The organism is Nocardia sp. CA-135398, from assembly GCF_050955845.1.
Classification (GTDB): Bacteria; Actinomycetota; Actinomycetes; order Mycobacteriales; family Mycobacteriaceae; genus Nocardia.
Genome location: NZ_CP192084.1, coordinates 7,483,286 through 7,508,684, shown reverse-complemented (window position 1 = coordinate 7,508,684; position 25,399 = coordinate 7,483,286). Strand labels below are relative to the sequence as shown.

General features: G+C 62.9%; 20 protein-coding genes and 3 rRNA genes. All 23 read left to right on the top strand.

Going from position 1 to position 25,399, the window contains the following annotated elements; translation table 11 throughout:
- Positions 1 to 68 precede the first annotated feature (68 nt).
- The 23 genes from rho to nucS all read left to right on the top strand — a co-directional run bounded on the left by rho (position 69) and on the right by nucS (position 25,074).
- The gene (gene rho / locus ACQP1T_RS33400; protein WP_433762460.1) at positions 69 to 2,048 is read left to right on the top strand and encodes a transcription termination factor Rho; all 1,980 of its coding nucleotides are present in this window, start codon (positions 69 to 71) and stop codon (positions 2,046 to 2,048) included.
- A 773-nt stretch (positions 2,049 to 2,821) separates the two neighbouring features.
- The gene (gene rpmE, locus ACQP1T_RS33395; protein ID WP_062982643.1) at positions 2,822 to 3,052 is read left to right on the top strand and encodes a 50S ribosomal protein L31; all 231 of its coding nucleotides are present in this window, start codon (positions 2,822 to 2,824) and stop codon (positions 3,050 to 3,052) included.
- 84 nt (positions 3,053 to 3,136) lie between these two features.
- On the top strand, positions 3,137 to 4,207 hold the full coding sequence (gene prfA / locus ACQP1T_RS33390; RefSeq protein WP_433756992.1) for a peptide chain release factor 1: 1,071 nt from the start codon (positions 3,137 to 3,139) through the stop codon (positions 4,205 to 4,207).
- Positions 4,207 to 5,079 carry a peptide chain release factor N(5)-glutamine methyltransferase gene (gene prmC, locus ACQP1T_RS33385; protein ID WP_433756991.1) on the top strand — a complete coding sequence of 291 codons (873 nt, stop codon included), beginning with the start codon at positions 4,207 to 4,209 and terminating at the stop codon, positions 5,077 to 5,079. The genes prfA and prmC overlap by 1 nt, the downstream gene beginning before the upstream one ends.
- 161 nt (positions 5,080 to 5,240) lie before the next feature.
- Entirely contained in the window at positions 5,241 to 5,906 is a 666-nt protein-coding gene (locus ACQP1T_RS33380; RefSeq protein ID WP_433624123.1) for an L-threonylcarbamoyladenylate synthase, read from the top strand.
- A gap of 40 nt (positions 5,907 to 5,946) precedes the next feature.
- Complete coding sequence (locus ACQP1T_RS33375; RefSeq protein WP_433756990.1) at positions 5,947 to 7,089, top strand: glycosyltransferase family 4 protein; 1,143 nt, start codon at positions 5,947 to 5,949, stop codon at positions 7,087 to 7,089.
- A gap of 103 nt (positions 7,090 to 7,192) precedes the next feature.
- Positions 7,193 to 7,648, top strand: coding sequence for a hypothetical protein (locus ACQP1T_RS33370; protein ID WP_433756989.1), 456 nt, complete (start codon positions 7,193 to 7,195; stop codon positions 7,646 to 7,648).
- A gap of 244 nt (positions 7,649 to 7,892) precedes the next feature.
- Entirely contained in the window at positions 7,893 to 8,741 is an 849-nt protein-coding gene (atpB, locus tag ACQP1T_RS33365; RefSeq protein WP_397031954.1) for a F0F1 ATP synthase subunit A, read from the top strand.
- A gap of 72 nt (positions 8,742 to 8,813) precedes the next feature.
- Complete coding sequence (locus tag ACQP1T_RS33360) at positions 8,814 to 9,062, top strand: ATP synthase F0 subunit C (protein ID WP_040687112.1); 249 nt, start codon at positions 8,814 to 8,816, stop codon at positions 9,060 to 9,062.
- 7 nt (positions 9,063 to 9,069) lie between these two features.
- On the top strand, positions 9,070 to 9,630 hold the full coding sequence (locus ACQP1T_RS33355) for a F0F1 ATP synthase subunit B (RefSeq protein WP_433756988.1): 561 nt from the start codon (positions 9,070 to 9,072) through the stop codon (positions 9,628 to 9,630).
- Between the two features lie 19 nt (positions 9,631 to 9,649).
- Positions 9,650 to 10,453: a F0F1 ATP synthase subunit delta gene (locus tag ACQP1T_RS33350; protein ID WP_433756987.1), complete on the top strand. Its 804-nt coding sequence runs from the start codon at positions 9,650 to 9,652 to the stop codon at positions 10,451 to 10,453.
- Positions 10,454 to 10,503: 50 nt separating this feature from the next.
- The gene (gene atpA / locus ACQP1T_RS33345) at positions 10,504 to 12,141 is read left to right on the top strand and encodes a F0F1 ATP synthase subunit alpha (RefSeq protein WP_433756986.1); all 1,638 of its coding nucleotides are present in this window, start codon (positions 10,504 to 10,506) and stop codon (positions 12,139 to 12,141) included.
- Between the two features lie 56 nt (positions 12,142 to 12,197).
- Positions 12,198 to 13,169: a F0F1 ATP synthase subunit gamma gene (locus tag ACQP1T_RS33340; protein ID WP_433756985.1), complete on the top strand. Its 972-nt coding sequence runs from the start codon at positions 12,198 to 12,200 to the stop codon at positions 13,167 to 13,169.
- An 18-nt stretch (positions 13,170 to 13,187) separates the two neighbouring features.
- Positions 13,188 to 14,630, top strand: a complete 1,443-nt coding sequence (atpD, locus tag ACQP1T_RS33335) for a F0F1 ATP synthase subunit beta (RefSeq protein WP_397031964.1) — start codon at positions 13,188 to 13,190, stop codon at positions 14,628 to 14,630.
- A gap of 6 nt (positions 14,631 to 14,636) precedes the next feature.
- A complete protein-coding gene (locus ACQP1T_RS33330; RefSeq protein WP_062982621.1) occupies positions 14,637 to 15,011 on the top strand; it encodes a F0F1 ATP synthase subunit epsilon in 375 nt (124 codons plus the stop codon).
- A gap of 275 nt (positions 15,012 to 15,286) precedes the next feature.
- Entirely contained in the window at positions 15,287 to 15,709 is a 423-nt protein-coding gene (locus ACQP1T_RS33325; protein ID WP_062982618.1) for a DUF2550 domain-containing protein, read from the top strand.
- 9 nt (positions 15,710 to 15,718) lie between these two features.
- Positions 15,719 to 16,300, top strand: a complete 582-nt coding sequence (locus ACQP1T_RS33320; RefSeq protein ID WP_433756984.1) for a cob(I)yrinic acid a,c-diamide adenosyltransferase — start codon at positions 15,719 to 15,721, stop codon at positions 16,298 to 16,300.
- 151 nt (positions 16,301 to 16,451) lie between these two features.
- Entirely contained in the window at positions 16,452 to 17,711 is a 1,260-nt protein-coding gene (murA, locus tag ACQP1T_RS33315) for a UDP-N-acetylglucosamine 1-carboxyvinyltransferase (protein WP_397031967.1), read from the top strand.
- A gap of 506 nt (positions 17,712 to 18,217) precedes the next feature.
- Positions 18,218 to 19,736, top strand: a 16S ribosomal RNA gene (locus tag ACQP1T_RS33310).
- Between the two features lie 332 nt (positions 19,737 to 20,068).
- Positions 20,069 to 23,204: ribosomal RNA gene (locus tag ACQP1T_RS33305) — 23S ribosomal RNA — on the top strand.
- A gap of 69 nt (positions 23,205 to 23,273) precedes the next feature.
- Positions 23,274 to 23,390 (top strand): 5S ribosomal RNA (gene rrf / locus ACQP1T_RS33300).
- The 16S, 23S and 5S rRNA genes sit together here, the layout of an rRNA operon.
- A 207-nt stretch (positions 23,391 to 23,597) precedes the next feature.
- Entirely contained in the window at positions 23,598 to 24,329 is a 732-nt protein-coding gene (locus tag ACQP1T_RS33295) for a rhomboid-like protein (RefSeq protein ID WP_433756983.1), read from the top strand.
- Between the two features lie 58 nt (positions 24,330 to 24,387).
- A complete protein-coding gene (gene nucS / locus ACQP1T_RS33290; protein WP_433756982.1) occupies positions 24,388 to 25,074 on the top strand; it encodes an endonuclease NucS in 687 nt (228 codons plus the stop codon).
- Positions 25,075 to 25,399: the final 325 nt, after the last annotated feature.

Below are 25,399 nucleotides of genomic sequence, written 5' to 3'. Positions count from 1 at the left end.
TCGCGACACCCGGGGTGGATTCCAACCCGGCAGGGGACCGCGAAAGTGACTCCGGACAGATTTCGAAGATGAGCGAAAAAACCGACGTCGCACGATCGGGGCTGACTGGAATGTTGTTGCCGCAGTTGCGCGCGCTCGCGGGGGAGCTCGGTATCCGAGGCACCTCTGGAATGCGCAAGGGCGATTTGATCGCCGCCATCAAGGAAAATCAGGCCGGAAAGTCGGCGAAGGCGGAAAAGTCCGCGCGTGGCGAGGTGAAGTCCGATGCGGACGCCGCCAAGGCGGCGCCGGCGAAGGCCGAGCAGGGCACCCTCGACGTGTCGCCCGCTGCTTCCGCTCCGGTGAAGGAGGCTCCCGCTCCGGCGAAGGACGCCCAGACCAAGGACGCTCCGGCGAAACAGGCCGTCGCGAAGGAGGCTAGCGCCGACTCCGCAGCACCGAAGGCCGCCGAGAAGTCGGCCGATTCGAGGCCCGATCAGGCGCAGGCCGAGACTGCCGCGCCGACGGAGAGCACCGAGGATTCCGGTCGCGACGGCGGTCAGCGCGGTCGTGGCAGGCAGCGTCGCGGTCGCGACCAGGCGCGCGCCGGTACTGAGGCCGCAGCTGGCGAGGCCCGTGGTGACGAGCCGAAGCAGGATCAGGAGCAGGGCGAACGTCGCCGCGAGCGCAACCAGGGCGAGCGCAACGGCAATGCCAACGGCGGCCGCGGTGGCGAGGGCGGCGGACGTGGCGACGGCGGCCGTGGTGAAGGCGGCGGACGTGGCGAGGCCAACCGCGGCGGTGACGAGGACGAGGGCGGTCGCGGACGGCGCGGACGCCGGTTCCGGGAACGTCGTCGTGGTCGCGACCGTGAGGGTGGCACCGGTGGCGGTGAAGCCCGCGAGCTCGAGATCCGCGAGGATGATGTCCTGCAGCCGGTCGCGGGCATCCTCGACGTGCTGGACAACTACGCCTTCGTGCGCACCTCGGGCTACCTGGCCGGACCGAACGACGTCTATGTCTCGATGAACCTGGTCCGTAAGAACGGCCTGCGCCGCGGTGACGCGATCACCGGTGCGGTGCGCGCCCCGCGTGACGGTGAGCAGAGCAACCAGCGCCAGAAGTTCGATCCGCTGGTGCGTCTGGACACGGTCAACGGCGGTGAGGTCGACGCGGCCAGGCGGCGTCCCGAATTCGCCAAGCTCACCCCGCTGTATCCGAATCAGCGTCTGCGCCTGGAGACTCAGCCGAACAAGCTGACCACGCGCGTCATCGACCTGATCATGCCGATCGGTAAGGGCCAGCGCGCCCTGATCGTCTCCCCGCCCAAGGCAGGTAAGACGACGATCATGCAGGACATCGCGAACGCCATCGCCATCAACAACCCTGAGGTCTACCTCATGGTTGTGCTGGTCGACGAGCGTCCGGAAGAGGTCACCGATATGCAGCGTTCGGTGAAGGGCGAGGTCATCGCCTCGACCTTCGACCGTCCGCCGTCAGATCACACCTCGGTCGCCGAACTGGCCATCGAGCGCGCCAAGCGCCTGGTGGAAATGGGCAAGGACGTTGTGGTGCTGCTCGACTCGATCACCCGATTGGGCCGCGCGTACAACAACTCCTCACCCGCTTCGGGCCGCATTCTCTCCGGTGGTGTCGACTCGACCGCGCTGTACCCGCCCAAGCGGTTCCTCGGCGCGGCGCGCAATATCGAGAACGGCGGCTCGCTCACCATCATCGCGACCGCCATGGTCGAGACCGGTTCCACCGGTGACACGGTGATCTTCGAGGAGTTCAAGGGCACCGGTAACGCCGAGCTCAAGCTGGACCGCAAGATCGCGGAACGTCGGGTGTTCCCGGCCGTCGACGTCAACCCGTCCGGCACTCGTAAGGACGAGCTACTGCTCAGCCCCGACGAGGCGGCGGTGCTGCACAAGCTGCGCCGCGTACTGTCCGGCCTGGACTCGCACCAGGCGATCGACCTGCTGATCGACCGCCTGAAGAAGTCCAAGAACAACCTCGAGTTCCTGATGCAGGTCAGCAAGACCGCACCGGGTGCGCTCGACGAGTGAATGAACGGGGGCTCCGCTCAGGCGGAGTCCCCGTACTTTTTGCGCATACGCCACGAATGATTTCGTGCGCACATGGGTAACTCGTCGGGTACGCCCAGAACTGGAGTGCACTGCCTGCCGCCGGTCCGCAGGGGTGGTCTCTACGCCCACGACGTCCGGCAAAAGGCGCGGGGAGGCGGGGGAGCGCCCTTTCGGCGTACGTGGGCTGAAGAATGCGAGACCGATGCCTGCCGCGCCGACGATCATGAACGCGAGAATGATCGCCGTGGTCGCCGGGCTTGCGGCGCTCACCACATTGTTCGTCGAATCATACTGTGCAGCAGTGGGTTTCGCGTATGTGTAGGTGTTCGGGCGATCCGGAGTGGCAAACCAGCCGACCGCGACAGTGAGAATCAGCGAAACGAAGACCGCCAGTGCAACGCGGCTGTTCACGGTGTTCTCCCTTCTGTCTCGGCACGCCGATCTGTATCAGGCCTCAAACTCTATGAACATTGGTGTTCACATCCACGAGTAGTTGACTACCTGTATTAAGGGTTCCGTAAGAACACGATCAACACGCGCCAGTAGTTCAAGTGGCAACAAGACTTGGGGACTACCTAGGGGGTGGGAACAAACCAGACGTCTGGGGTGTTTTGGGAGCGTAACCGCCGTTCTGGCATACTGAGCGGTCGTTGCGTCTGCTCCGCTGAGCAGGCCTCCCGCCTAAGTCGGCTCCGGTTCACGTCCTCGCGATCTGCGCGGGCGACCCGGCGGCCAATATCGAGAGGACACCCATGAAGGCAGGAATTCACCCGGCGTATGTCGAGACCACGGTCGTCTGTGGTTGCGGCAACACCTTCCAGACTCGCAGCACCAAGGAGTCGGGACACATCACCGTCGAGGTCTGCTCGCAGTGCCACCCGTTCTACACCGGCAAGCAGAAGATCCTCGACACCGGTGGTCGCGTGGCCCGCTTCGAGGCTCGCTACGGCAAGCGTGCCGGCAAGAAGGCCGACGCAAAGTAGCTTCCTCGCCGACGCCCGGTCCTGCACTGCAGGCCGGGCGTCGGCGCTTTTGTGTGGCCTGTACGGAAAAAGAGAGGAAGCACCGTGACGCAACCGTCCGCGATCGATGACATTCTGGCCGAGCACGCGGGCCTGGAGACGCAGCTCGCCGATCCGGCGCTGCACAACGATCCGGGCGCCGCGCGCCGGGTCGGCAAGCGGTTCGCCGAGCTGGCACCGATCATGGCCACCTACAACAAGCTGAAGTCCGCCCGCGATGATCTCGCCGCCGCACAGGAACTCGCGGCCGATGACGCATCCTTCGCCGCCGAGGTGCCGGGCCTGGAACAACAGGTCGTCGAGCTGGAGCAGACCCTCGCGGATCTGCTCGCTCCGCGCGACCCGCACGACGGCGACGATGTGGTGCTCGAGGTGAAATCCGGTGAGGGCGGCGAGGAATCGGCGCTGTTCGCCTCGGATCTGGCCCGCATGTACGTCCGCTACGCCGAGCGGCACGGCTGGAAGGTCGAGATTCTCGATGTGAACATCTCCGACCTGGGCGGCTACAAGGAAGCGACCATTTCCATCAAGAGCCGCGACGCCGCGCGCGACGGTGTCTGGTCCCGCTTCAAATTCGAGGGCGGCGTGCACCGCGTGCAGCGGGTTCCGGTGACCGAGTCGCAGGGCCGCATCCACACCTCGGCGGCCGGTGTGCTGATCTACCCGGAGCCCGACGAGGTGGAGGAGGTGCAGATCGACGAATCGGATCTGCGCATCGACGTCTACCGCTCCTCCGGCAAGGGCGGACAGGGCGTCAACACCACCGACTCCGCGGTCCGCATCACCCACCTGCCCTCGGGCATCGTGGTGACCTGCCAGAACGAGCGCTCCCAGCTGCAGAACAAGGCCCGCGCCATGCAGGTGCTCGCGGCTCGACTGCAGGCGCTCGCCGAGGAGCAGGCCGATCAGGAAGCCGCCGCGGGTCGAGCCTCCCAGATCCGCACCGTGGACCGCTCCGAACGCATCCGGACCTACAACTTCCCGGAGAACCGCATCACCGATCATCGCATCGGCTTCAAGGCGCACAACCTCGACGCCGTGCTCGACGGTGATATGGACGCACTCCTGGATGCCCTTGGCAAGGCGGATCGCGAAGCCCGAATGGCCGCGGAGTAATGACCCGGGTCGCCTTGCGCCCCGCCATCAACCAGGCGGTCGAAACCCTGCGGGCGGCGGGCGTGCACAGCCCGCAAGCCGACGCCGAGTACTTGGCCGCCCATCTGCTCGGTGTCGACCGGACCCGGTTGGCGCTGACCCCGCTGGTCGCGCCGGAGCTGATCGAGGAGTACCGAGCCCTGGTGGAGCGGCGCGCGCAGCGAATTCCGCTGCAGCACCTGACCGGTACCGCGGCGATCGGCCAAATCGAACTTGCGGTCGGCCCCGGCGTCTTCGTGCCGCGTCCGGAGACCGAGTTGCTGTTCGCGTGGGCATTGGCGCAATTGGAGGCGCTGCCGCACGATCACCCGCCGGTCGTCGTCGATCTGTGCACCGGCTCCGGCGCACTGGCACTCGCCATCGCCCAGGCCCGCCCGGATGCGGACGTGCACGCGATCGAAATCGATCCCGCGGCCCTGCAATGGGCCCGCCGCAATGCCGATCTGCGCATTGCCGATGGCGACACCCCGATCACCCTGTACGCCGACGATGTCACCGACTCGAATCTGCTCACCGAACTGAATGGCCACGTCGATCTCGTCGTCGCCAATCCGCCCTACATTCCCGAAGGCGCCGAGCTCGATCCCGAGGTCGCCGAGCACGATCCGCGTCTGGCCCTCTTCGGCGGTCCGGACGGGCTGGACGTCATCCGGCGGATGATTCCCACCATCACCCGTTTACTGCGTCGCGGCGGCTCCTGCGCCATCGAACACGACGACACCAACGGCTCCGATCTCGCCGCACTGCTGGGCGAACAGGGTGACTTCACCGACATCGTCGAGCATCCGGACCTCGCGGGTAAGCCCCGCTTCGTCGTCGCGACTCGTAACTGATCCCGCCCGGCACCCAGTGTGCGGACCAACCCACCGAAGCGAGTCGAATGGTGGGGCGCGGGTCCTCCGACAGCGACCATTCGACTCGGCTCGGCGAGTATCGGATCGAACCAACCCCGCCGATGGTGGCATCGAGTCGCACCCGTGACAGGATGGTGGCCGTGAGTACCGTCTACGACTGCGCGGATCCCGACTCGCGCGCCGCCGGACTGACCGCGGCCACCAGTGCCCTGAAATCCGGCCGGCTGGTCGTACTGCCGACCGATACCCTGTACGGCCTGGCCGCCGACGCGTTCGATTCCACCGCGGTGAGCGATCTGCTCGCCGCCAAGCGGCGTGGTCGCGACATGCCGGTGCCGGTGCTGGTCGGCTCCTGGCACACCATCGACGGTCTGGTGTTCTCGGTGCGCCCGCAGGCCCGCGAGCTGATCCGGGCATTCTGGCCCGGTGGGCTGAGTCTTGTTGTGCAGCAGGCGCCTTCGCTCGCCTGGGATCTCGGTGACACCCGTGGCACGGTCATGCTGCGGATGCCACTGCACCCGGTCGCGCTGGAACTGTTGCGCGAGGTCGGCCCGCTCGCCGTCTCGAGCGCCAATGTCTCCGGCCAGCCGCCCGCCAAGACCGCCGCCGAGGCGCGCGATCAGCTCGGCGATCTGGTCGGCGTCTATCTCGACGGCGGCCCGGCCGAACACGCGGTCGCGTCCACCATCGTCGACCTCACCGCGGATCAGCCGCGGATCCTGCGCGCGGGCGCGGTACCGGTCGGCGATATCGCCGATGTGCTCGGGATGTCCGCGGAGGCGCTGACCAGCGTCGCGACGCGGTGACCTCGGGACGCAGTGATCGTATGGCGGATCAGATAAACGGATGATCGGTTCGGGTGCGGTAGTTCCTTTGCGCGAGCTGCTGCTCGTGCTTCTCATCTCGGGCACGGTGACCTTCCTGGCCACCGGTGGAATTCGGGTGCTCGCCATCGCCTTCGGCGCGGTGGCGGTGCCGCGCGAGCGCGATGTGCACGTCAAGCCGATTCCGCGGATGGGTGGTGTCGGCATGTACGTCGGGGTGGTCGCGGCCGTCCTGTTCGCGCACCAATTGCCCGCGCTGCGAAGGGGTTTCGATTACGCGCCGGACATTCCCGCGGTACTGGTTGCGGCCACGCTGATCGTGCTCGTCGGCATCGTCGACGACCGCTGGGGTCTGGACGCGCTGACCAAATTCGCGGGCCAGGTCACCGCCGCCGGTGTGATGGCGGTCATGGGCCTGAGCTGGTACGTCATCTACAACCCGTTCAACGACACGACGGTGGTGCTGGACGCGCTGCAGGGCGGTCTGGTCACCGTCGGCATCACGGTGACTCTGGTCAACGCGATGAATTTCGTCGACGGACTCGACGGACTCGCGGCCGGATTGGGCCTGATCTGCGCGGGTGCGGTCTTCGTATTCACCGTCGGTCTGCTCTACAGCCAGGGCGGTTCGGTCGACACCTATCCGCCCGCGCTGCTCGCCGCCGCGCTCGCGGGCGCCTGCTTGGGATTTCTGCCACACAACTTTTCCCCCGCCCGGATATTCATGGGCGATTCCGGTTCGATGTTGATCGGACTCATGTTGGCGGCGGTATCGACGGGCGCCTCGGGCCGAATCAATTTGGCGGGCTACGGACCTCGCGACATCGTCGGTCTGCTTTCGCCGCTGCTGCTCGTCGGTGCGGTGATGTTCATTCCGGTCTTGGATCTGCTGTTGGCGATCGTGCGCCGGGTTCGGGCCGGTGTGAGTTTCTCTACACCGGACAAAATGCACTTGCATCACCGGCTGTTGCAGATCGGACATTCGCATCGTCGCGTTGTCCTGGTGATCTATTTATGGGTCGGTGTGCTCGCCTTCGGCGCCGTCGGCACTTCGCTGATCCATGATCGCCGGATTGTGGTGTTGATGATGGCCGGCGGCCTGGTTTTCGCGCTGGTGGTGACGGCCATTCCGGGTCTGCGGCGCAAGGAGCCCGCGGATTCGTAAAGCAAGGCCCAGGTAAAGTGCTGGTCGTGAGGGAGCGAAGCGAGCGAACCATAAACACAGCGTCCGGAGGAACGACGGAGCCGAGCGCCAGCGAGGCGCAGTCGTGAGTCTCACTAACCCCGTCCCCGGTCCCGATGCCCCGCTGAAGGCGGCGCTGCGCTACGGCGTGACCGGTTTGGCCGTGTTGGTGGTGGTTTCGGTGGCCATTGCCTCGGCCGTCGCGGGGTTGTCCGGACTCTGGGGCGCGCTGCTCGGTGCGGCCATCGGCGGTGGATTCATTCTCACCACCGCGGCCGTCGTACTGTTCGGCGCGAAGCTGCCGCCGAGTACCGCGGGCCTGATCATGCTGGTGAGTTGGGTGGGCAAGCTGCTGGTCGCGATGATCGTGATCGCGGTGCTGCAGCGGTTCGACTTCTACGACCGAATGGCATTGTTCCTGACCGTGGTCGGGTCCTTGCTGGTCGTGCTCGGCGCGGAGACGTATGGCGTTCTCCGACAGAAGGTTCCGTACGTAAACGTACCGACCGGTGAGTCCGATTTGCCCTCTGCGCAGCAATAATCGCCCCCACCTACACGCTGTCGTAGATAACTTGGTAAAGTGTTGGTAAGCAAGCGACCAAGCAAGGGGGGATCACCGAGATCCCGCTAGCTGCCGCTATGCTTACTGCCGTGCCGGGCTCCGAGGGGTTCCGGTTCTGCATGTCGACGAATGTCGCCGACACTACGTACAGACGCCCATGCGGATTGCCGCACAGCTGCTGACGAATTTTCGAGCCGACCTGAGTCGACCCAATTGATCGTCAATGTCCGATCGAACCGCGGGAATGACCGTACCCGCGGCCCGAACACGGGAGAGAACGCTGAGCGTCACCACTTTGGCGGGCGAGTTCCACGCGCCATCGCTGTCCGACTTCTTCCCTCCAGCCGTGCTGTTCGAGGGTACGCCGTTCGAACTCGACCGTTTGATGCTGATCCGGCTGTTGATGACCGCCGTGTTGGTACTCGTCATGGTGCTGGCATTCCGCAATCCTCGCATCGTCCCGCGCGGTCTGCAGAACATCACGGAAACCGGATTGGTCTTCGTCAAGGATCAGATCTGTGACGAGGTGCTCGGCAAGGAATCCGGTCGCAAGTACTTCCCATTGATCGCGACGATCTTCTTCGCGGTTCTCTTTCTCAACTTCTCCGGCATCATTCCGGGGCTGAACATCTCGTCGAACGCTCGAATCGGCATGCCGCTGGTGCTGGCCCTCATCGCGTACCTCGCGTTCAACTTCGTGGGTATCAAGAAGTACGGGTTCGTCACCTACATGCGCAGCAGCATCGTCGTTCCGAATGTTCCGCCCGCATTGCACGTGTTGCTGATTCCGATCGAGTTCGTCTCGACATTCATCCTGCGTCCGTTCACGCTGACCGTCCGACTCATGGCGAATATGCTGGCCGGCCACATCATGCTGGTGCTGTTCTTCAGCGCCACCTGGTTCTTCCTCTTCGACGCGGCGGCCTGGATGAAGGTGTTCTCGCCGTTCTCGCTGCTGGCCGGACTCGGGTTCACGCTGTTCGAAATGCTGGTCATCTTCCTGCAGGCCTACGTTTTCGCCCTGCTGACCGCCGTTTACATCGGACTCGCACAACACGCCGATTCGCACTGACCGAACAACTACCGGATATCTGCTACACCACGCCGTCCGGCGGGTGAGCAAAAGAAAGGGAATGGAAGACTCATGAGCCTCGCGTACCTGGCCCAGGAAGCCGCGACCACGTCGGAGAAGTTCAAGGGCTTCGGCGCCATCGGCTACGGCCTGGCCGCCATCGGCCCGGGCATCGGCGTAGGCATCGTCGTCGGTAAGGCCATCGAGGGTATTGCCCGTCAGCCCGAGCTGCAGGGCACCATCCGCACCAACATGTTCCTCGGTATCGCGTTCACCGAGGCCCTCGCCCTGATCGGCCTTGTGGCCGGCTTCATCTTCTGAGATTGCTATGAACACGCTTTCTTTGCTCGCGGCGGAGACAGGGGAGGACATCAATCCCCTCATCCCCGAGACCTACGACATCGTCTGGTCGGTGGTCTGCATTGCGATCATCGGCGTCGTTTTCTACAAGTACGTCATCCCGCGCCTCATCAAGGTGTTGGATGAACGTGCGGACAAGATCGAGGGTGGAATCCAGCGGGCTGAGGCCGCGCAGGAAGAAGCCCAGCTGACGCTGCAGCAGTACCAGCAGCAGTTGGCCGACGCTCGGCTCGAGGCCGCGCGCATCCGTGAGGACGCACGCACCCAGGGCCAGCAGATCCTCGCGCAGATGCGCGCGGAAGCACAGGCCGAAAGCGACCGCATCGTCGCTGCCGGTCACAGCCAGCTGGAAGCTCAGCGCCAGCAGATCCTGACCGAGCTGCGCGCCGAAGTCGGCAAAACTGCCGTCGATTTGGCCGAAAAGATTATCGGGCAGTCGGTTTCGGACGAAGCTAAGCAAGCGGCATCGATCGACCGGTTCCTGTCCGAACTCGATCAGTCGGATGCGGCCATCGGGGTCGGAAGGTAGCGACGCGAAAGTGAGAAGCATGTACGCAGCGAGCCGCGAGGCAAGCTCCCGGGCACGGGAGGCACTTCGGGCCGCTCTGACCGGAAGCGACAGTGTTGCGGCCACGACGGGGTCGGAACTGTTCGCCGTTGTCGCCGTGCTGGACGACCAGCGTTCGCTGCGTGTTGCGCTCGCGGACGTGTCGGTGCCCGGCTCGGTGCGCGCCGAACTCAGCGAGCGGGTCTTCAGCGGCAAGGTCAGCCCCGCCAGCTTGGCGGTGCTGACCACCGCGGTGGCCCAGAACTGGTCGCGCACCGCCGATTTGGTCGACACCCTGGTGTTGCTCGGCCAAGAGGCGTTGCTGGAGTCCGCCGCCGACAGCGGACGACTCGGGGCGGTCGAGGACGAATTGTTCCGGCTCGGCCGGATCATCGGCGACAATCCCGAACTGGAGCAGGCACTTTCGGATCGTGCGAAGCCAGCCGCGGCCAAGCGCGAACTGATCGACCGGCTGCTCGCGGGCAAGACCGAGACCATCACCCAGACCCTGGCGGATCAGGTGGTCACCCGGTCGACGAATATCGGCGCGTTCAGCGAGCTGTCCGATCTCGCGGCCGCGCGGCGCGATCAGATCGTCGCGCATGTGCGTGCCGCGGTCGCACTGACCGACCAGCAGCGCGACCACCTCGGGGCGTCGTTGCAGCGCATCTACGGCAAGCCGGTCACGGTGCACGTGCAGGTCGATTCGAGTCTGCTGACCGGCGTCGTGGTGCGGGTCGGCGACGACCTGATCGACGGCAGCGCCACCGGCCGCTTGGAACGGCTGCGTCGGGCTCTGGCCTGACGACCCACCACCCCCCGACATCCAGACCAGACAGCGAGAGCAGGAAGACTATGGCGGAGCTGACGATCTCCACCGATGAGATCCGTAGCGCGATCGAGAGCTACACCCAGAGCTACACCCCGGAAACCTCCATCGAAGAAGTCGGTGTAGTCACCGACTGCAGTGACGGCATCGCGCACGTCAGCGGCCTGCCCTCGGCGATGGCCAATGAACTGCTCGAGTTCCCGGGTGGTGTGCTCGGCGTCGCGTTGAACCTCGAGGACCGCGAGATCGGTGCGGTCATCCTCGGCGAGTTCGCGGAAATCGAAGAGGGCCAGCAGGTTCGCCGCACCGGCGACGTGCTCTCGGTCCCCGTCGGTGACAAGTTCCTCGGCCGCGTGGTCAACCCGCTCGGCCAGCCGATCGACGGCCTGGGTGAGATCGAGGCCGAAGAGCAGCGCGTGCTGGAACTGCAGGCCGCGACCGTGCTGCAGCGTCAGCCGGTCGAGGAGCCGCTGGCCACCGGTATCACCGCCATCGACGCCCTGACCGCCATCGGTCGTGGTCAGCGTCAGCTGATCATCGGCGACCGCAAGACCGGTAAGACCGCGGTCTGCATCGACGCGATCCTGGCGCAGAAGGCGAACTGGGAGACCGGCGACCCGAAGAAGCAGGTCCGCTGCATCTACGTCGCGATCGGCCAGAAGGGTTCCACCATCGCGGGCGTGAAGACCGCGCTGGAATCGCACGGTGCGATGGAGTACACCACCATCGTCGCGGCCCCGGCCTCTGACTCCGCTGGCTTCAAATGGCTTGCGCCCTACACCGGTTCGGCGATCGGCCAGCACTGGATGTACCAGGGCAAGCACGTCCTGATCGTGTTCGACGACCTGACCAAGCAGGCCGAGGCGTACCGCGCCATCTCGCTGCTGCTGCGTCGTCCGCCGGGCCGCGAGGCGTACCCGGGTGACGTCTTCTACCTGCACTCGCGCCTGCTGGAGCGTTGCGCGAAGCTGTCCGACGAGATGGGCGCGGGCTCGATGACGGGTCTGCCGATCATCGAGACCAAGGCCAACGACATCTCGGCGTTCATCCCGACCAACGTCATCTCCATTACCGACGGCCAGGTCTTCCTCGAGTCCGACCTGTTCAACAAGGGTGTCCGTCCGGCGATCAACGTCGGTACCTCGGTCTCCCGTGTCGGTGGCGCCGCCCAGACCAAGGGCATGAAGAAGGTCGCCGGTTCGCTGCGTCTGGAAATGGCGCAGTACCGCGAGCTGGAGGCGTTCTCCGCCTTCGCCTCCGACCTCGACGCCGCCTCGCTGGCGCAGCTCGAGCGCGGTGCCCGCTGGGTCGAGCTGCTCAAGCAGGACCAGTACTCGCCGGTTCCGGTCGAGGACCAGATCGTCTCGATCTTCCTGGTCGACGCCGGCTACTTCGACTCGGTCCCGGTTGCCGACATCCGTCGCTTCAACGCGGAACTGCTCGAGGATCTGCACCGCAGCGCGGCCGACGCCTTCAAGTCGATCGAGGGCGGCAAGGTCCTCGACAACGAGAACGGCGATGCCATCAAGGCGGCGACCGACAAGTTCAAGCAGGGCTTCCTCGCTTCCGACGGTTCGCGCGTCGTGAACGAGGCCGCCGCCGGTGAGCTCGACCACGAAGAGGTCGAATCGCTGTCGGTGACCCGCAAGCACGTCGAGAAGTAATCGAGCCGGCTGATGCGCTATTCGATTCTGGCGAATGAAGGGAGTGTGAACCGCTGATGGCAAGCTTGCGTGAATTGCGCTCCCGCATTCGTGGTGTGAGTTCGATCAAGAAGATCACCAAGGCCCAGGAGCTGATCGCGACCTCGCGAATCTCCAAGGCCCAGGCCAGGGTTGCGGCCGCCAAGCCGTTCGCCGAGGAGATCACCAAGGTCCTCGGTGAACTGGCGAGTGCGTCGACGAGTTTGTCGCACCCGCTGCTGACCGAGCGCGCCAATCCGCGCCGTGCCGCCGTCCTGGTGATCACCAGTGACAGCGGCATGTGCGGTGGCTACAACTCCAACGTGCTCAAGCGCGCCGAGGAGCTCATGGTCACGCTGCGTGGCGAGGGCAAGGAGCCGGTGCTGTACGTGATGGGCAATAAGGGCCTCACGTACTACACCTTCCGCAATCGGCCGGTGGTCAGTGCCTGGACCGGGTTCTCCCAGCAGCCGAAGTACAACGATGCCACGGCCGCCTGCCACCACCTGGTGGACGCGTTCATGGCGGGCTCGGAGGTCGAGATTCCGGCCCCGAACGGGGTGGGCAATATCGAGGGCGTCGACGAGTTGCACATCGTGTACACCCGTTTCGTCTCGATGCTGACCCAGACCCCCGAGGTTCGTCGCCTGGCGCCGATCCAGGTCAGCTATGTCGACGAAGACTACGACATGGGTGAGGACAGCTTCACCGACTCGCCGACCGCGGAACTCACCGCGCAGTACGAGTTCGAGCCCGATGCCGATGTGCTGTTGGCGGCGTTGCTGCCCAAGTACATCAACACCCGCATCTACTCATCGTTGCTCGAGGCAGCGGCATCCGAGTCCGCGGCTCGGCGCACCGCAATGAAGGCAGCCACCGACAACGCCAACGAACTGGCCAATGTGCTTACCCGGCAGGCGAATTCGGTGCGGCAGGCCCAGATCACGCAGGAAATCAGCGAAATCGTCGGCGGCGTGAACGCGCTGGCTTCGAGCTCGGACCGCGACTAAAGGCGCAGGAAGAGAAAAATGACCGCAGCAGTCACACAAGAGAGCCGGACCGGCGCGAAAACAGGTCGCGTCGTCCGCGTCATCGGCCCCGTCGTGGACGTCGAGTTCCCGCGGGGTTCCATCCCCGAGCTGTTCAACGCTCTGCACGCCGAGATCACCCTGACCTCGGTGGCCAAGACCCTGACCCTCGAGGTCGCCCAGCACCTCGGTGACAACATCGTGCGCACCATCTCGATGCAGCCCACCGATGGTCTGGTCCGTGGTGCCACCGTCACCGACACCGGCAAGCCGATTTCGGTGCCCGTCGGTGACGTTGTCAAGGGCCACGTCTTCAACGCCCTCGGCGACTGCCTCGACGCGCCGGGTACCGGTCGCGACGGCGAGCAGTGGGGCATCCACCGCAAGCCCCCGTCATTCGACCAGCTCGAGGGTAAGACCGAGATCCTGGAGACGGGTATCAAGGTCATCGACCTGCTGACCCCGTACGTGAAGGGCGGCAAGATCGGTCTGTTCGGTGGTGCCGGTGTCGGCAAGACCGTGCTGATCCAGGAGATGATCACCCGTATCGCGCGTGAGTTCTCCGGTACCTCGGTGTTCGCGGGCGTCGGTGAGCGCACCCGTGAGGGCACCGACCTGCACCTGGAAATGGAAGAGATGGGCGTCCTCCAGGACACCGCCCTTGTCTTCGGCCAGATGGACGAGCCGCCGGGCACCCGTATGCGCGTCGCGCTCTCGGCCCTGACCATGGCCGAGTACTTCCGCGACGTGCAGCACCAGGACGTGCTGCTGTTCATCGACAACATCTTCCGGTTCACCCAGGCGGGTTCCGAGGTGTCGACCCTGCTCGGCCGCATGCCCTCGGCCGTCGGTTACCAGCCGACGCTGGCCGATGAGATGGGTGAGCTGCAGGAGCGCATCACCTCGACCCGTGGTCGGTCCATCACCTCGCTGCAGGCCATCTACGTGCCCGCCGACGACTACACCGACCCGGCCCCGGCGACCACCTTCGCCCACCTCGATGCGACGACCGAGCTTTCCCGCCCGATCTCGCAGAAGGGCATCTACCCGGCCGTCGACCCGCTGACCTCGACCTCCCGCATCCTGGAGGCCTCGATCGTCGGCGCGGAACACTTCCGGGTCGCCAACGAGGTGAAGCGGATCCTGCAGAAGTACAAGGAACTGCAGGACATCATCGCCATCCTCGGCATGGACGAGCTCTCCGAAGAGGACAAGGTCCTCGTCGGCCGGGCCCGCCGTCTGGAGAAGTTCCTCGGCCAGAACTTCATCGTGGCCGAGAAGTTCACCGGCCAGCCGGGTTCGGTGGTGCCGCTGACCGACACCATCGAGGCGTTCGACCGCGTCTGCAAGGGCGAGTTCGACCACTTCCCGGAGCAGGCGTTCAACTCATGCGGTGGTCTCGACGATGTCGAGGCGGCCGCGAAGAAGATCGCCGGAAAGTAGTCACCCATGGCGGAGATGTCAGTTGATCTGGTCGCCGTCGAACGTTTGCTCTGGTCCGGCCAGGCCACGTTCGTCAGCGCGCAGACCACCGAAGGTCAGATCGGCATCATGGCGGGTCACGAGCCGCTGCTCGGCCAGCTGGTCGAGGGGGGAATCGTGAGCATCGTGCCCACCGAGGGTGAACGGATCACCGCTGCGGTGCACGGTGGGTTCTTCTCGGTGACCGCGACCTCGGTCCGGGTGCTGGCCGAATCCGCGGAGTTCGCCGATGAGATCGACATCGAGGCGGCCCGCCGGGTGCTGGCCGACGCCGATGCCTCCGAGGAAGCCAAGATCGCGGCACAGGGCCAAGTGCGCGCGGTCGAAGAGGCTAAGGCGTAGTACCGCACCAGGATTGGGCACGACCCGATAGCACGGCGCTGTCGGCGGCGAACGTATTCGCCGCCGACAGCGCCGTTTCCGGCTTCGAACGTTCAAAGACAAGGCCCCGCCATTTGTAAACTCGGGGCCATGGTTGAATTGCCGAACGCGGTGTGAGCATCAGGCCCGGAGGCGGTAGCCTGCGTAACCACGGAGGGCCTGCGAACACCGCCGATCGAATGCCGTGTCGTCGACACGGCGGTTGAACGAAGGGACGAACGGCATTGCAGACCGGGATGGTTCTCCTGATCATTCTGGTGCTCACGCTCGTTCTCTTGGCGTTGGCCTCCACCTACCGGCTGATCATGTTGCGCCGCGGCGGCACCGCCGCGATTCTGCGAGTGCTGCCCGCGCGCGGCGGGCAGGGTTGGCGGCACGGTCTGATTCGGTATGACGAGGATCGCCTCGTCTTCTACAAACTCTCCAGTCTGAAACTCGGCCCCGATTCCACCATCCGGCGCCAGGGCATCGAGATCGGTGATCGGCGCGGCCCGCGTGGCGACGAATACGACATCATGACCGACGAGATCGCGGTTACCGCGGTTTCCGATAGCGACGGCAATTACGAACTGGCCCTGGACCGTGGCTCACTGGCAGCCTTCCTCTCCTGGGTCGAATCCCGGCCCTCGGATCGCACCCGTCGGCTGCCCGGACTCTAGGCTGAACTCGTGAATGTGCACCTGACGCGGATCTATACGCGGACCGGCGACGATGGGACGACCGGTCTCAGCGATTTCTCGCGGGTGGCCAAAACCGATCCGCGGCTGGTCGCTTATGCCGACTGTGACGAAACGAATGCCGCTATCGGTGTGGCCGTGGCGCTCGGTGACCCGGCCCCGGAGTTGCTGAAGGTATTGCGCCAGGTGCAGAACGATCTGTTCGATGCGGGCGCGGATCTTTCCACCCCGGTGCTCGAGGAGCCGAAGTATCCGCCGCTGCGAATCACCCAGCCGTATATCGATCGTCTGGAAGCCTGGTGCGATGAGTTCAATGCCGAACTGCCCGCGCTGAATTCGTTCATTCTGCCCGGCGGTACGCCGCTGGCCGCCCTGTTGCACACCGCCCGTACGGTGGCGCGGCGGGCGGAGCGTTCGGCATGGGCGGCAGTGCAGGCGCATCCGGACGATACGAATATCCTTCCGGCGAAGTACCTGAACCGTCTCTCCGACCTGCTGTTCATCCTCAGCCGTGTCGCCAACCCGGGCGGTGACGTGTTATGGAAGCCTGGTGGCGAACAAGGTGGTTCGTGAACCGTTCGATCCGCACCGACACACCCAAAAAGTTGCTGGACACCCGGAAATGTGTCCCAGCTACCTGGATATAACCCCGGCACTGCTACCACCGGCCCGCAACGCAACTATCCTTTGCACCAACAGTGCGCCGAATACGCGGAGAGGCGGCATGGAACGGTTTTTGGTTACTGGCGGGAATCGACTCGTCGGTGAGGTCGCGGTCGGGGGTGCGAAGAACAGCGTCCTCAAGTTGATGGCGGCTGCATTGCTGGCCGAAGGCACGACCACCATTACGAACTGCCCGGACATCCTCGATGTGCCGTTGATGGGCGATGTGCTGCGCGGCCTCGGCTGCGACGTCGCGATCGACGGGTCGGTCGTCACGATCAACACGCCCGCGGAGCCCAAGTACCACGCGGATTTTCCCGCGGTGACGCAGTTCCGCGCTTCGGTCTGTGTCCTCGGTCCGCTGATGGCGCGGTGTAAGCGAGCCGTTGTCGCACTGCCCGGCGGTGACGCCATCGGCTCGCGGCCGTTGGATATGCATCAGGCAGGCCTGCGTCTGCTCGGCGCGACCAGCGAAATCGAGCACGGTTGTGTGGTCGCGCGCGCGGATGAGCTGCAGGGGGCGCGGATCAGGCTGGACTTTCCCTCGGTGGGCGCGACCGAGAACATCCTCATGGCGGCGGTGCTGGCCGAGGGGGAGACGGTCATCGATAACGCGGCCCGGGAACCCGACATCGTCGATCTGTGCAACATGCTCGTTCGGATGGGGGCGCGAATCAGTGGCGCGGGCACGTCGGTGCTCACCATTCAGGGGGTCGAGCGTCTCGCACCGACGACGCACCAGGTGATCGGTGACCGGATCGTTGCCGCGACTTGGGGGATTGCCGCGGTGATGACCATGGGCGATGTCCGGGTGACCGGCGTGAACCCCAAACACCTGTCGCTTGTGCTGGACAAGCTGCGCTCGGCCGGTGCGCGCATTTCGTTCGAACCGGACGGTTTTCGGGTGATCCAGGCCGATCGGCCGCGTGCGGTGAACTTCTCGACGCTGCCGTTCCCGGGATTCCCGACCGATCTACAGCCGATGGCCATCGGTCTGGCGGCGATCGCGGACGGCACCTCGATGATCACCGAGAACATCTTCGAGGCGCGCTTCCGATTCGTGGAGGAGATGATCCGGCTCGGCGCCGATGCGCGAACCGATGGACATCATGCGGTGGTTCGCGGAATTCCGCGGCTGTCGAGCGCGCCGGTGTGGTCGTCGGATATTCGGGCGGGCGCCGGATTGGTACTTGCCGGTCTGGTTGCCGATGGCACCACAGAGGTGCACGACGTCTTCCATATCGACCGCGGCTACCCGAACTTCGTCGAGCAGCTGCAGGCGTTGGGTGGTCAGGTGGAGCGAGTCGGCGCGGCGGATTGATCATGTGAACGGCAGGCGACGATGCCCTTGCGCCGAAAAGCGTTCCTGACCAGGCGATTTGACATCGTGCACACCGACACGTAACTTTATTCGAGTCAGAGCGACACGGACACCGACCCGGGGCCCACGCGCTGAGCCGAAAGGCTGGGCGAAGGACCAGGGACACGAGGTAGGACGTTGAGCGCCTGACGATCACACTAGCTCGAACGAGACCCCGATTTTGATTCGGGTTCACGGCTGAGCTAAGCTGGATAAGTTGCCTCACCGATCGACCGGGTTCAAATCCGCTAGATGGTGTGTGCGTGTGTTCTTTGAGAACTCAATAGTGTGTCGATGAATGTCAGTGCCAATAGTTTTATTGGTTCCGGCTCCTCAAACCCCCGTTTGGGTGGGTCGGACATTTAGTCAGCAAATATTTTTTGTTGGCGTTTGATTTTGCCAAGGTTTTCGGACTCTGGTTAATTCTTCTGATTGCATCCTTTTTTGGAGGGTGTGGTTGAGAGTCTTCAACGGAGAGTTTGATCCTGGCTCAGGACGAACGCTGGCGGCGTGCTTAACACATGCAAGTCGAGCGGTAAGGCCCTTCGGGGTACACGAGCGGCGAACGGGTGAGTAACACGTGGGTGATCTGCCTCGTACTTCGGGATAAGCCTGGGAAACTGGGTCTAATACCGGATATGACCTCAGGATGCATGTCTTGTGGTGGAAAGATTTATCGGTGCGAGATGGGCCCGCGGCCTATCAGCTTGTTGGTGGGGTAATGGCCTACCAAGGCGACGACGGGTAGCCGACCTGAGAGGGTGACCGGCCACACTGGGACTGAGACACGGCCCAGACTCCTACGGGAGGCAGCAGTGGGGAATATTGCACAATGGGCGGAAGCCTGATGCAGCGACGCCGCGTGAGGGATGACGGCCTTCGGGTTGTAAACCTCTTTCGACAGGGACGAAGCGCAAGTGACGGTACCTGTAGAAGAAGCACCGGCCAACTACGTGCCAGCAGCCGCGGTAATACGTAGGGTGCGAGCGTTGTCCGGAATTACTGGGCGTAAAGAGCTTGTAGGCGGTTCGTCGCGTCGTTCGTGAAAACCTACCGCTCAACGGTGGGCTTGCGGTCGATACGGGCGGACTAGAGTACTTCAGGGGAGACTGGAATTCCTGGTGTAGCGGTGAAATGCGCAGATATCAGGAGGAACACCGGTGGCGAAGGCGGGTCTCTGGGAAGTAACTGACGCTGAGAAGCGAAAGCGTGGGTAGCGAACAGGATTAGATACCCTGGTAGTCCACGCCGTAAACGGTGGGTACTAGGTGTGGGTTTCCTTCCACGGGATCCGTGCCGTAGCTAACGCATTAAGTACCCCGCCTGGGGAGTACGGCCGCAAGGCTAAAACTCAAAGGAATTGACGGGGGCCCGCACAAGCGGCGGAGCATGTGGATTAATTCGATGCAACGCGAAGAACCTTACCTGGGTTTGACATACACCAGAAACACCTAGAGATAGGTGCCCCCTTGTGGTTGGTGTACAGGTGGTGCATGGCTGTCGTCAGCTCGTGTCGTGAGATGTTGGGTTAAGTCCCGCAACGAGCGCAACCCTTATCTTATGTTGCCAGCGCGTTATGGCGGGGACTCGTGAGAGACTGCCGGGGTCAACTCGGAGGAAGGTGGGGACGACGTCAAGTCATCATGCCCCTTATGTCCAGGGCTTCACACATGCTACAATGGCCGGTACAGAGGGCTGCGATACCGTGAGGTGGAGCGAATCCCTTAAAGCCGGTCTCAGTTCGGATCGGGGTCTGCAACTCGACCCCGTGAAGTTGGAGTCGCTAGTAATCGCAGATCAGCAACGCTGCGGTGAATACGTTCCCGGGCCTTGTACACACCGCCCGTCACGTCATGAAAGTCGGTAACACCCGAAGCCGGTGGCCTAACCCCTTGTGGGAGGGAGCCGTCGAAGGTGGGATTGGCGATTGGGACGAAGTCGTAACAAGGTAGCCGTACCGGAAGGTGCGGCTGGATCACCTCCTTTCTAAGGAGCACTTCTCCAGACATGCCAACAGAGGTTGGATGTTGTTCTGGCAGAGACCGTTTAGTTCTCACATGTAGAACTGCGGATGCTCATGGGTGGAACACTGACAATTTCTTTCGCACATAGTACGAGCTGAGTCTCGTATCGCGGTGGATATATCGGCACACTGTTGGGTCCTGAGAGAACACGCGAGTGTTTCTTTCGGAGCAAAATAACGATCTGCTCGGATCTCTTGTGATACCGCCGGCGACGGAAGTTGTTGGTTGGTCCTGGGTTCTGGTTCGGGTGGGTGTGTTGTTTGAGAACTGCACAGTGGACGCGAGCATCTTTGTTTGTAAGTGTTTAAGAGCGTACGGTGGATGCCTTGGCACCAGGAGCCGATGAAGGACGTAGGAGGCTGCGATAAGCCTCGGGGAGCTGTCAACCGAGCTGAGATCCGAGGATTTCCGAATGGGGAAACCCAGCACGAGTGATGTCGTGTTACCCGCATCTGAATATATAGGGTGTGTGGAGGGAACGTGGGGAAGTGAAACATCTCAGTACCCACAGGAAGAGAAAACAATAGTGATTCCGTGAGTAGTGGCGAGCGAAAGCGGATGAGGCTAAACCAGGAGCATGTGATACCCGGCAGGGGTTGTGTTCTTGGGGTTGTGGGGTCATTCTTCTCAGATCTGCCGGTCTGGGCGACAGTCAGAAACCGTTGTGTTAGTTGAAGTGGTCTGGAACGGCCTGCCATAGACGGTGATAGTCCGGTAGACGAAAACTCAACGGCTGTTGTGGATGATGCCCGAGTAGCAGCGGGCCCGTGAAATCTGCTGTGAATCTGCCGGGACCACCCGGTAAGCCTGAATACTCCCTGGTGACCGATAGCGGACTAGTACCGTGAGGGAAAGGTGAAAAGTACCCCGGGAGGGGAGTGAAATAGTACCTGAAACCGTGCGCTTACAATCCGTCAGGGCCTGCGAGTGACTTTGTCGCTGTGGGTGATGGCGTGCCTTTTGAAGAATGAGCCTGCGAGTTAGTGGCATGTGGCGAGGTTAACCCGTGTGGGGTAGCCGTAGCGAAAGCGAGTCCGAATAGGGCGTTTCCAGTCGCGTGTTCTAGACCCGAAGCGGAGTGATCTACCCATGGCCAGGGTGAAGCGACGGTAAGACGTCGTGGAGGCCCGAACCCACTTAGGTTGAAAACTGAGGGGATGAGCTGTGGGTAGGGGTGAAAGGCCAATCAAACTCCGTGATAGCTGGTTCTCCCCGAAATGCATTTAGGTGCAGCGTCACGTGTTTCACACCGGAGGTAGAGCTACTGGATGGTCTAGGGGGCCTACAAGCTTACCGAAATCAGCCAAACTCCGAATGCCGGTGTGTGAGAGCGTGGCAGTGAGACTGCGGGGGATAAGCTTCGTAGTCGAGAGGGAAACAGCCCAGATCGCCGGCTAAGGCCCCTAAGCGTGTACTAAGTGGAAAAGGATGTGGAGTCGCGAAGACAACCAGGAGGTTGGCTTAGAAGCAGCCATCCTTGAAAGAGTGCGTAATAGCTCACTGGTCAAGTGATTCTGCGCCGACAATGTAGCGGGGCTCAAGTACACCGCCGAAGCCGCGGCATTCACACAATACATCCGCCATAGATTACGGTTTGTGGTGCAGTGGTGTGGATGGGTAGGGGAGCGTCCTACAGCCATGGAAGCAGCAGCGTGAGCTAGTTGTGGAGGCTGTGGGAGTGAGAATGCAGGCATGAGTAGCGAAAGACGAGTGAGAAACTCGTCCGCCGAATGACCAAGGGTTCCTGGGCCAGGTTAATCCGCCCAGGGTGAGTCGGGACCTAAGGCGAGGCCGACAGGCGTAGTCGATGGACAACGGGTTGATATTCCCGTACCCGTGTATCCGCGCCCAATGGCGAATCAGTGGTGCTAAGTATCCAAAAGCGGATGGACTCCCTTCGGGGAGCTGGAAGTGGCTGCATACGACCCTTGCTGTAGTAGTCAAGCGATGGGGTGACGCAGGAAGGTAGCTGGGCCAGTCAGTGGTTGTACTGGTGTAAGCCTGTAGGGAGAGTGGTAGGCAAATCCGCCACTCGTATATCCTGAGAGGTGATGCGTAGCCGATTGAGGTGAATTCAGTGATCCTATGCTGCCGAGAAAAGCCTCTAGTGAGTTGGTACACGGCCCGTACCCCAAACCGACACAGGTGGTCAGGTAGAGAATACTGAGGCGATCGAGAGAACTGTGGTTAAGGAACTCGGCAAAATGCCCCCGTAACTTCGGGAGAAGGGGGACCACGTCTGGTGAACGGATTTACTTCGGGAGCTGGGTGTGGTCGCAGAGACCAGAGAGAAGCGACTGTTTACTAAAAACACAGGTCCGTGCGAAGTCGTAAGACGATGTATACGGACTGACGCCTGCCCGGTGCCGGAAGGTTAAGAGGACCGGTTAGCTGCTTCGGTGGCGAAGCTGAGAATTTAAGCCCCGGTAAACGGCGGTGGTAACTATAACCATCCTAAGGTAGCGAAATTCCTTGTCGGGTAAGTTCCGACCTGCACGAATGGCGTAACGACTTCTCTGCTGTCTCAACCACAGACTCGGCGAAATTGCATTACGAGTAAAGATGCTCGTTACGCGCGGCAGGACGAAAAGACCCCGGGACCTTCACTATAGCTTGGTATTGGTGTTCGGTACGGTTTGTGTAGGATAGGTGGGAGACTGTGAAACATGCACGCCAGTGTGTGTGGAGTCGTCGTTGAAATACCACTCTGATCGTATTGGACCTCTAACCTCGGGCCATGATCTGGTTCAGGGACAGTGCCTGGTGGGTAGTTTAACTGGGGCGGTTGCCTCCTAAAATGTAACGGAGGCGCCCAAAGGTTCCCTCAGCCTGGTTGGCAATCAGGTGTCGAGTGCAAGTGCACAAGGGAGCTTGACTGTGAGAGTGACAGCTCGAGCAGGGACGAAAGTCGGGACTAGTGATCCGGCACCGGCAAGTGGAAGCGGTGTCGCTCAACGGATAAAAGGTACCCCGGGGATAACAGGCTGATCTTCCCCAAGAGTCCATATCGACGGGATGGTTTGGCACCTCGATGTCGGCTCGTCGCATCCTGGGGCTGGAGTAGGTCCCAAGGGTTGGGCTGTTCGCCCATTAAAGCGGCACGCGAGCTGGGTTTAGAACGTCGTGAGACAGTTCGGTCTCTATCCGCCGCGCGCGTCAGAAACTTGAGGAAGGCTGTCCCTAGTACGAGAGGACCGGGACGGACGAACCTCTGGTGTGCCAGTTGTCCTGCCAAGGGCACTGCTGGTTAGCTACGTTCGGAAGGGATAACCGCTGAAAGCATCTAAGCGGGAAGCCTGTTCCAAGATGAGGTTTCTCACCACCTTCGAGTGGTTAAGGCCCCCCACAGACCATGGGGTTGATAGGCCAGAACTGGAAGCCCGGTAACGGGTGTAGGTGACTGGTACTAATCGGCCGAGGACTTACCAACAAAGAAGCTACGCGTCCACTGTGCAGTATCTGAAACAACACACACATTGTGTGGATAGTTTCATAGAGTTACGGCGGCTATAGCGGTGGGGAAACGCCCGGTCCCATTCCGAACCCGGAAGCTAAGGCCACCAGCGCCGATGGTACTGCACTCGACAGGGTGTGGGAGAGTAGGACACCGCCGGAACATCCTTGCGAAAGGCCCCCAACACAGTTGGGGGCCTTTTTGCGTCATATTCTCTTTGCACGTTGTGCGGCACGAGGTTTCGTAGCAACCTCACAGGGAACAGTCACCCTATGCGGCGCTCCGGTGTCCATGATGGAGAATGACAGAAGGTAGTAATCAGCGTCGGCAGGTTCCGAGCAGGAACGGTCGATGCGCATGGAGGTGTTGATGGTCGCAGCGACGACAACCGCAGACCGCGCGCCGGTCGTTCCCCTCAGACCGCTTCGCTCACGCTGGTGGCAGCTGAGGCTCCCGGCGACGTTCGGATATCTGGCGGCTCTTGTCGCGGTCACCGCGGTCTTCTCGGCGCTCAGCGAGTCGGCGCAGGCGCGGGTTGTGCTGCATGCGAGCACGAATCTGCACAATCTGCTGGATGGCCGAGTCGGCACCGTGCTGTCGAGCGCACTGGTGATCGGCGATGTCAGCGCCGCCTGGGTGCTGATTCCGTTGCTCGGTTGTCTGCTGGCACTCGCCGAGCTGCGTTTCGGCGCGGTGCATATGGTGCGGGTGTTCCTGGCTGGACATATCGGCGCCACGCTTCTTGTGGCCGTCGGCCTGTGGATCGCGATCGAGGTCGACTGGTTGCCCGCCAGCATCCGCTGGGCGCAGGACGTCGGCGTCAGCTATGGCGCCATGGCGTTGGTCGGGGCGATCGTGGTCGCCATTCCACACCGCTGGCGAATCGCTTGGTCCACTGTGTGGTTCATCGTCGCGGCCGAAGGCGTGCTGATCGAACGGACCTTCACCAATGTCGGTCATCTGTTGGCATTCGTCATCGGAACCGCGGTCGGTTTCGGCATGCTGCGCGCGAAGGCGGCGTCTACCCGCCGACTCACCCGGGTCGAATCCGGTCTGCTCGCCGTGAGCGCGTTCCTCGCGGCAATCCTGCTCATGGGCTGACGGTCGATGCGACAGGGGTGACGCCGCGCCGGACCGGGCGCTCCCCTACAGTGCTTGGGTGCGCCTAGTGATTGCTCGCTGTCAGGTCGACTACGTAGGGCGACTCACCGCCCATCTTGCGATGGCCCGCCGATTGTTGCTGATCAAAGCCGACGGTTCGGTGCTCGTACATTCCGATGGCGGCTCGTATAAGCCGCTGAACTGGATGAGTCCACCGTGCTGGTTGGAAGAGCGCGACGGTGATGCGGTGCCCGAGGGGGCCAAGGCCTTCTGGGTGGTTACCAATAAGGCGGGTGAGGAACTGCGCATCACCATCGAGGACATCGAGCACGACTCCGCGCATGAACTGGGCGTGGACCCTGGTCTGGTGAAAGACGGTGTGGAGGCTCATCTTCAGGAGCTGCTCGCCGAACACGTGCAAACCCTCGGGCCCGGTTACACACTGATTCGCCGCGAGTACATGACCGCCATCGGCCCGGTGGATCTGCTCTGCCGCGATGCCGACGGCGCCACTGTGGCCGTCGAGATCAAACGCCGTGGTGAAATCGACGGCGTCGAACAGCTCACCCGTTACCTCGAACTCCTGAACCGTGACCCACTGCTCGCCCCGGTCGCCGGTGTCTTCGCCGCCCAACAGATCAAACCCCAAGCCCGCACCCTCGCCGAAGACCGCGGCATCCGCTGCCTGACCCTCGATTACGACGCCCTACGCGGCACCGAGAGCAACGAATTCCGCCTGTTCTAGTTCCTCTCCCTCCCACGAGCCGTGGCGGATGAGTTCGTTTGCTGCGCACGAGCTCTGCGCGTGGGTTCGCTCACCGCGTGGGTTCGGTCGCCGTGCGTGGGTTCGCTCACCGCATGGGTCCGCCCGCCATGCATGGGTCCGCCCGCCGTGCATGAGTTCGCCCGCCGTGCGAGGGTTCGGTCGCCGTGCATGAGTTCGCCCGCCGTGCGAGGGTTCGGTCGCCGTGCATGAGTTCGGTCGGCGGGTATGAGTTCGCTCGCAGCGCATGAGTATGGTCGCTGCGCATCAGTTTGGTCGCTGCGGATGTCGCCGGGTGAAGGTGTGG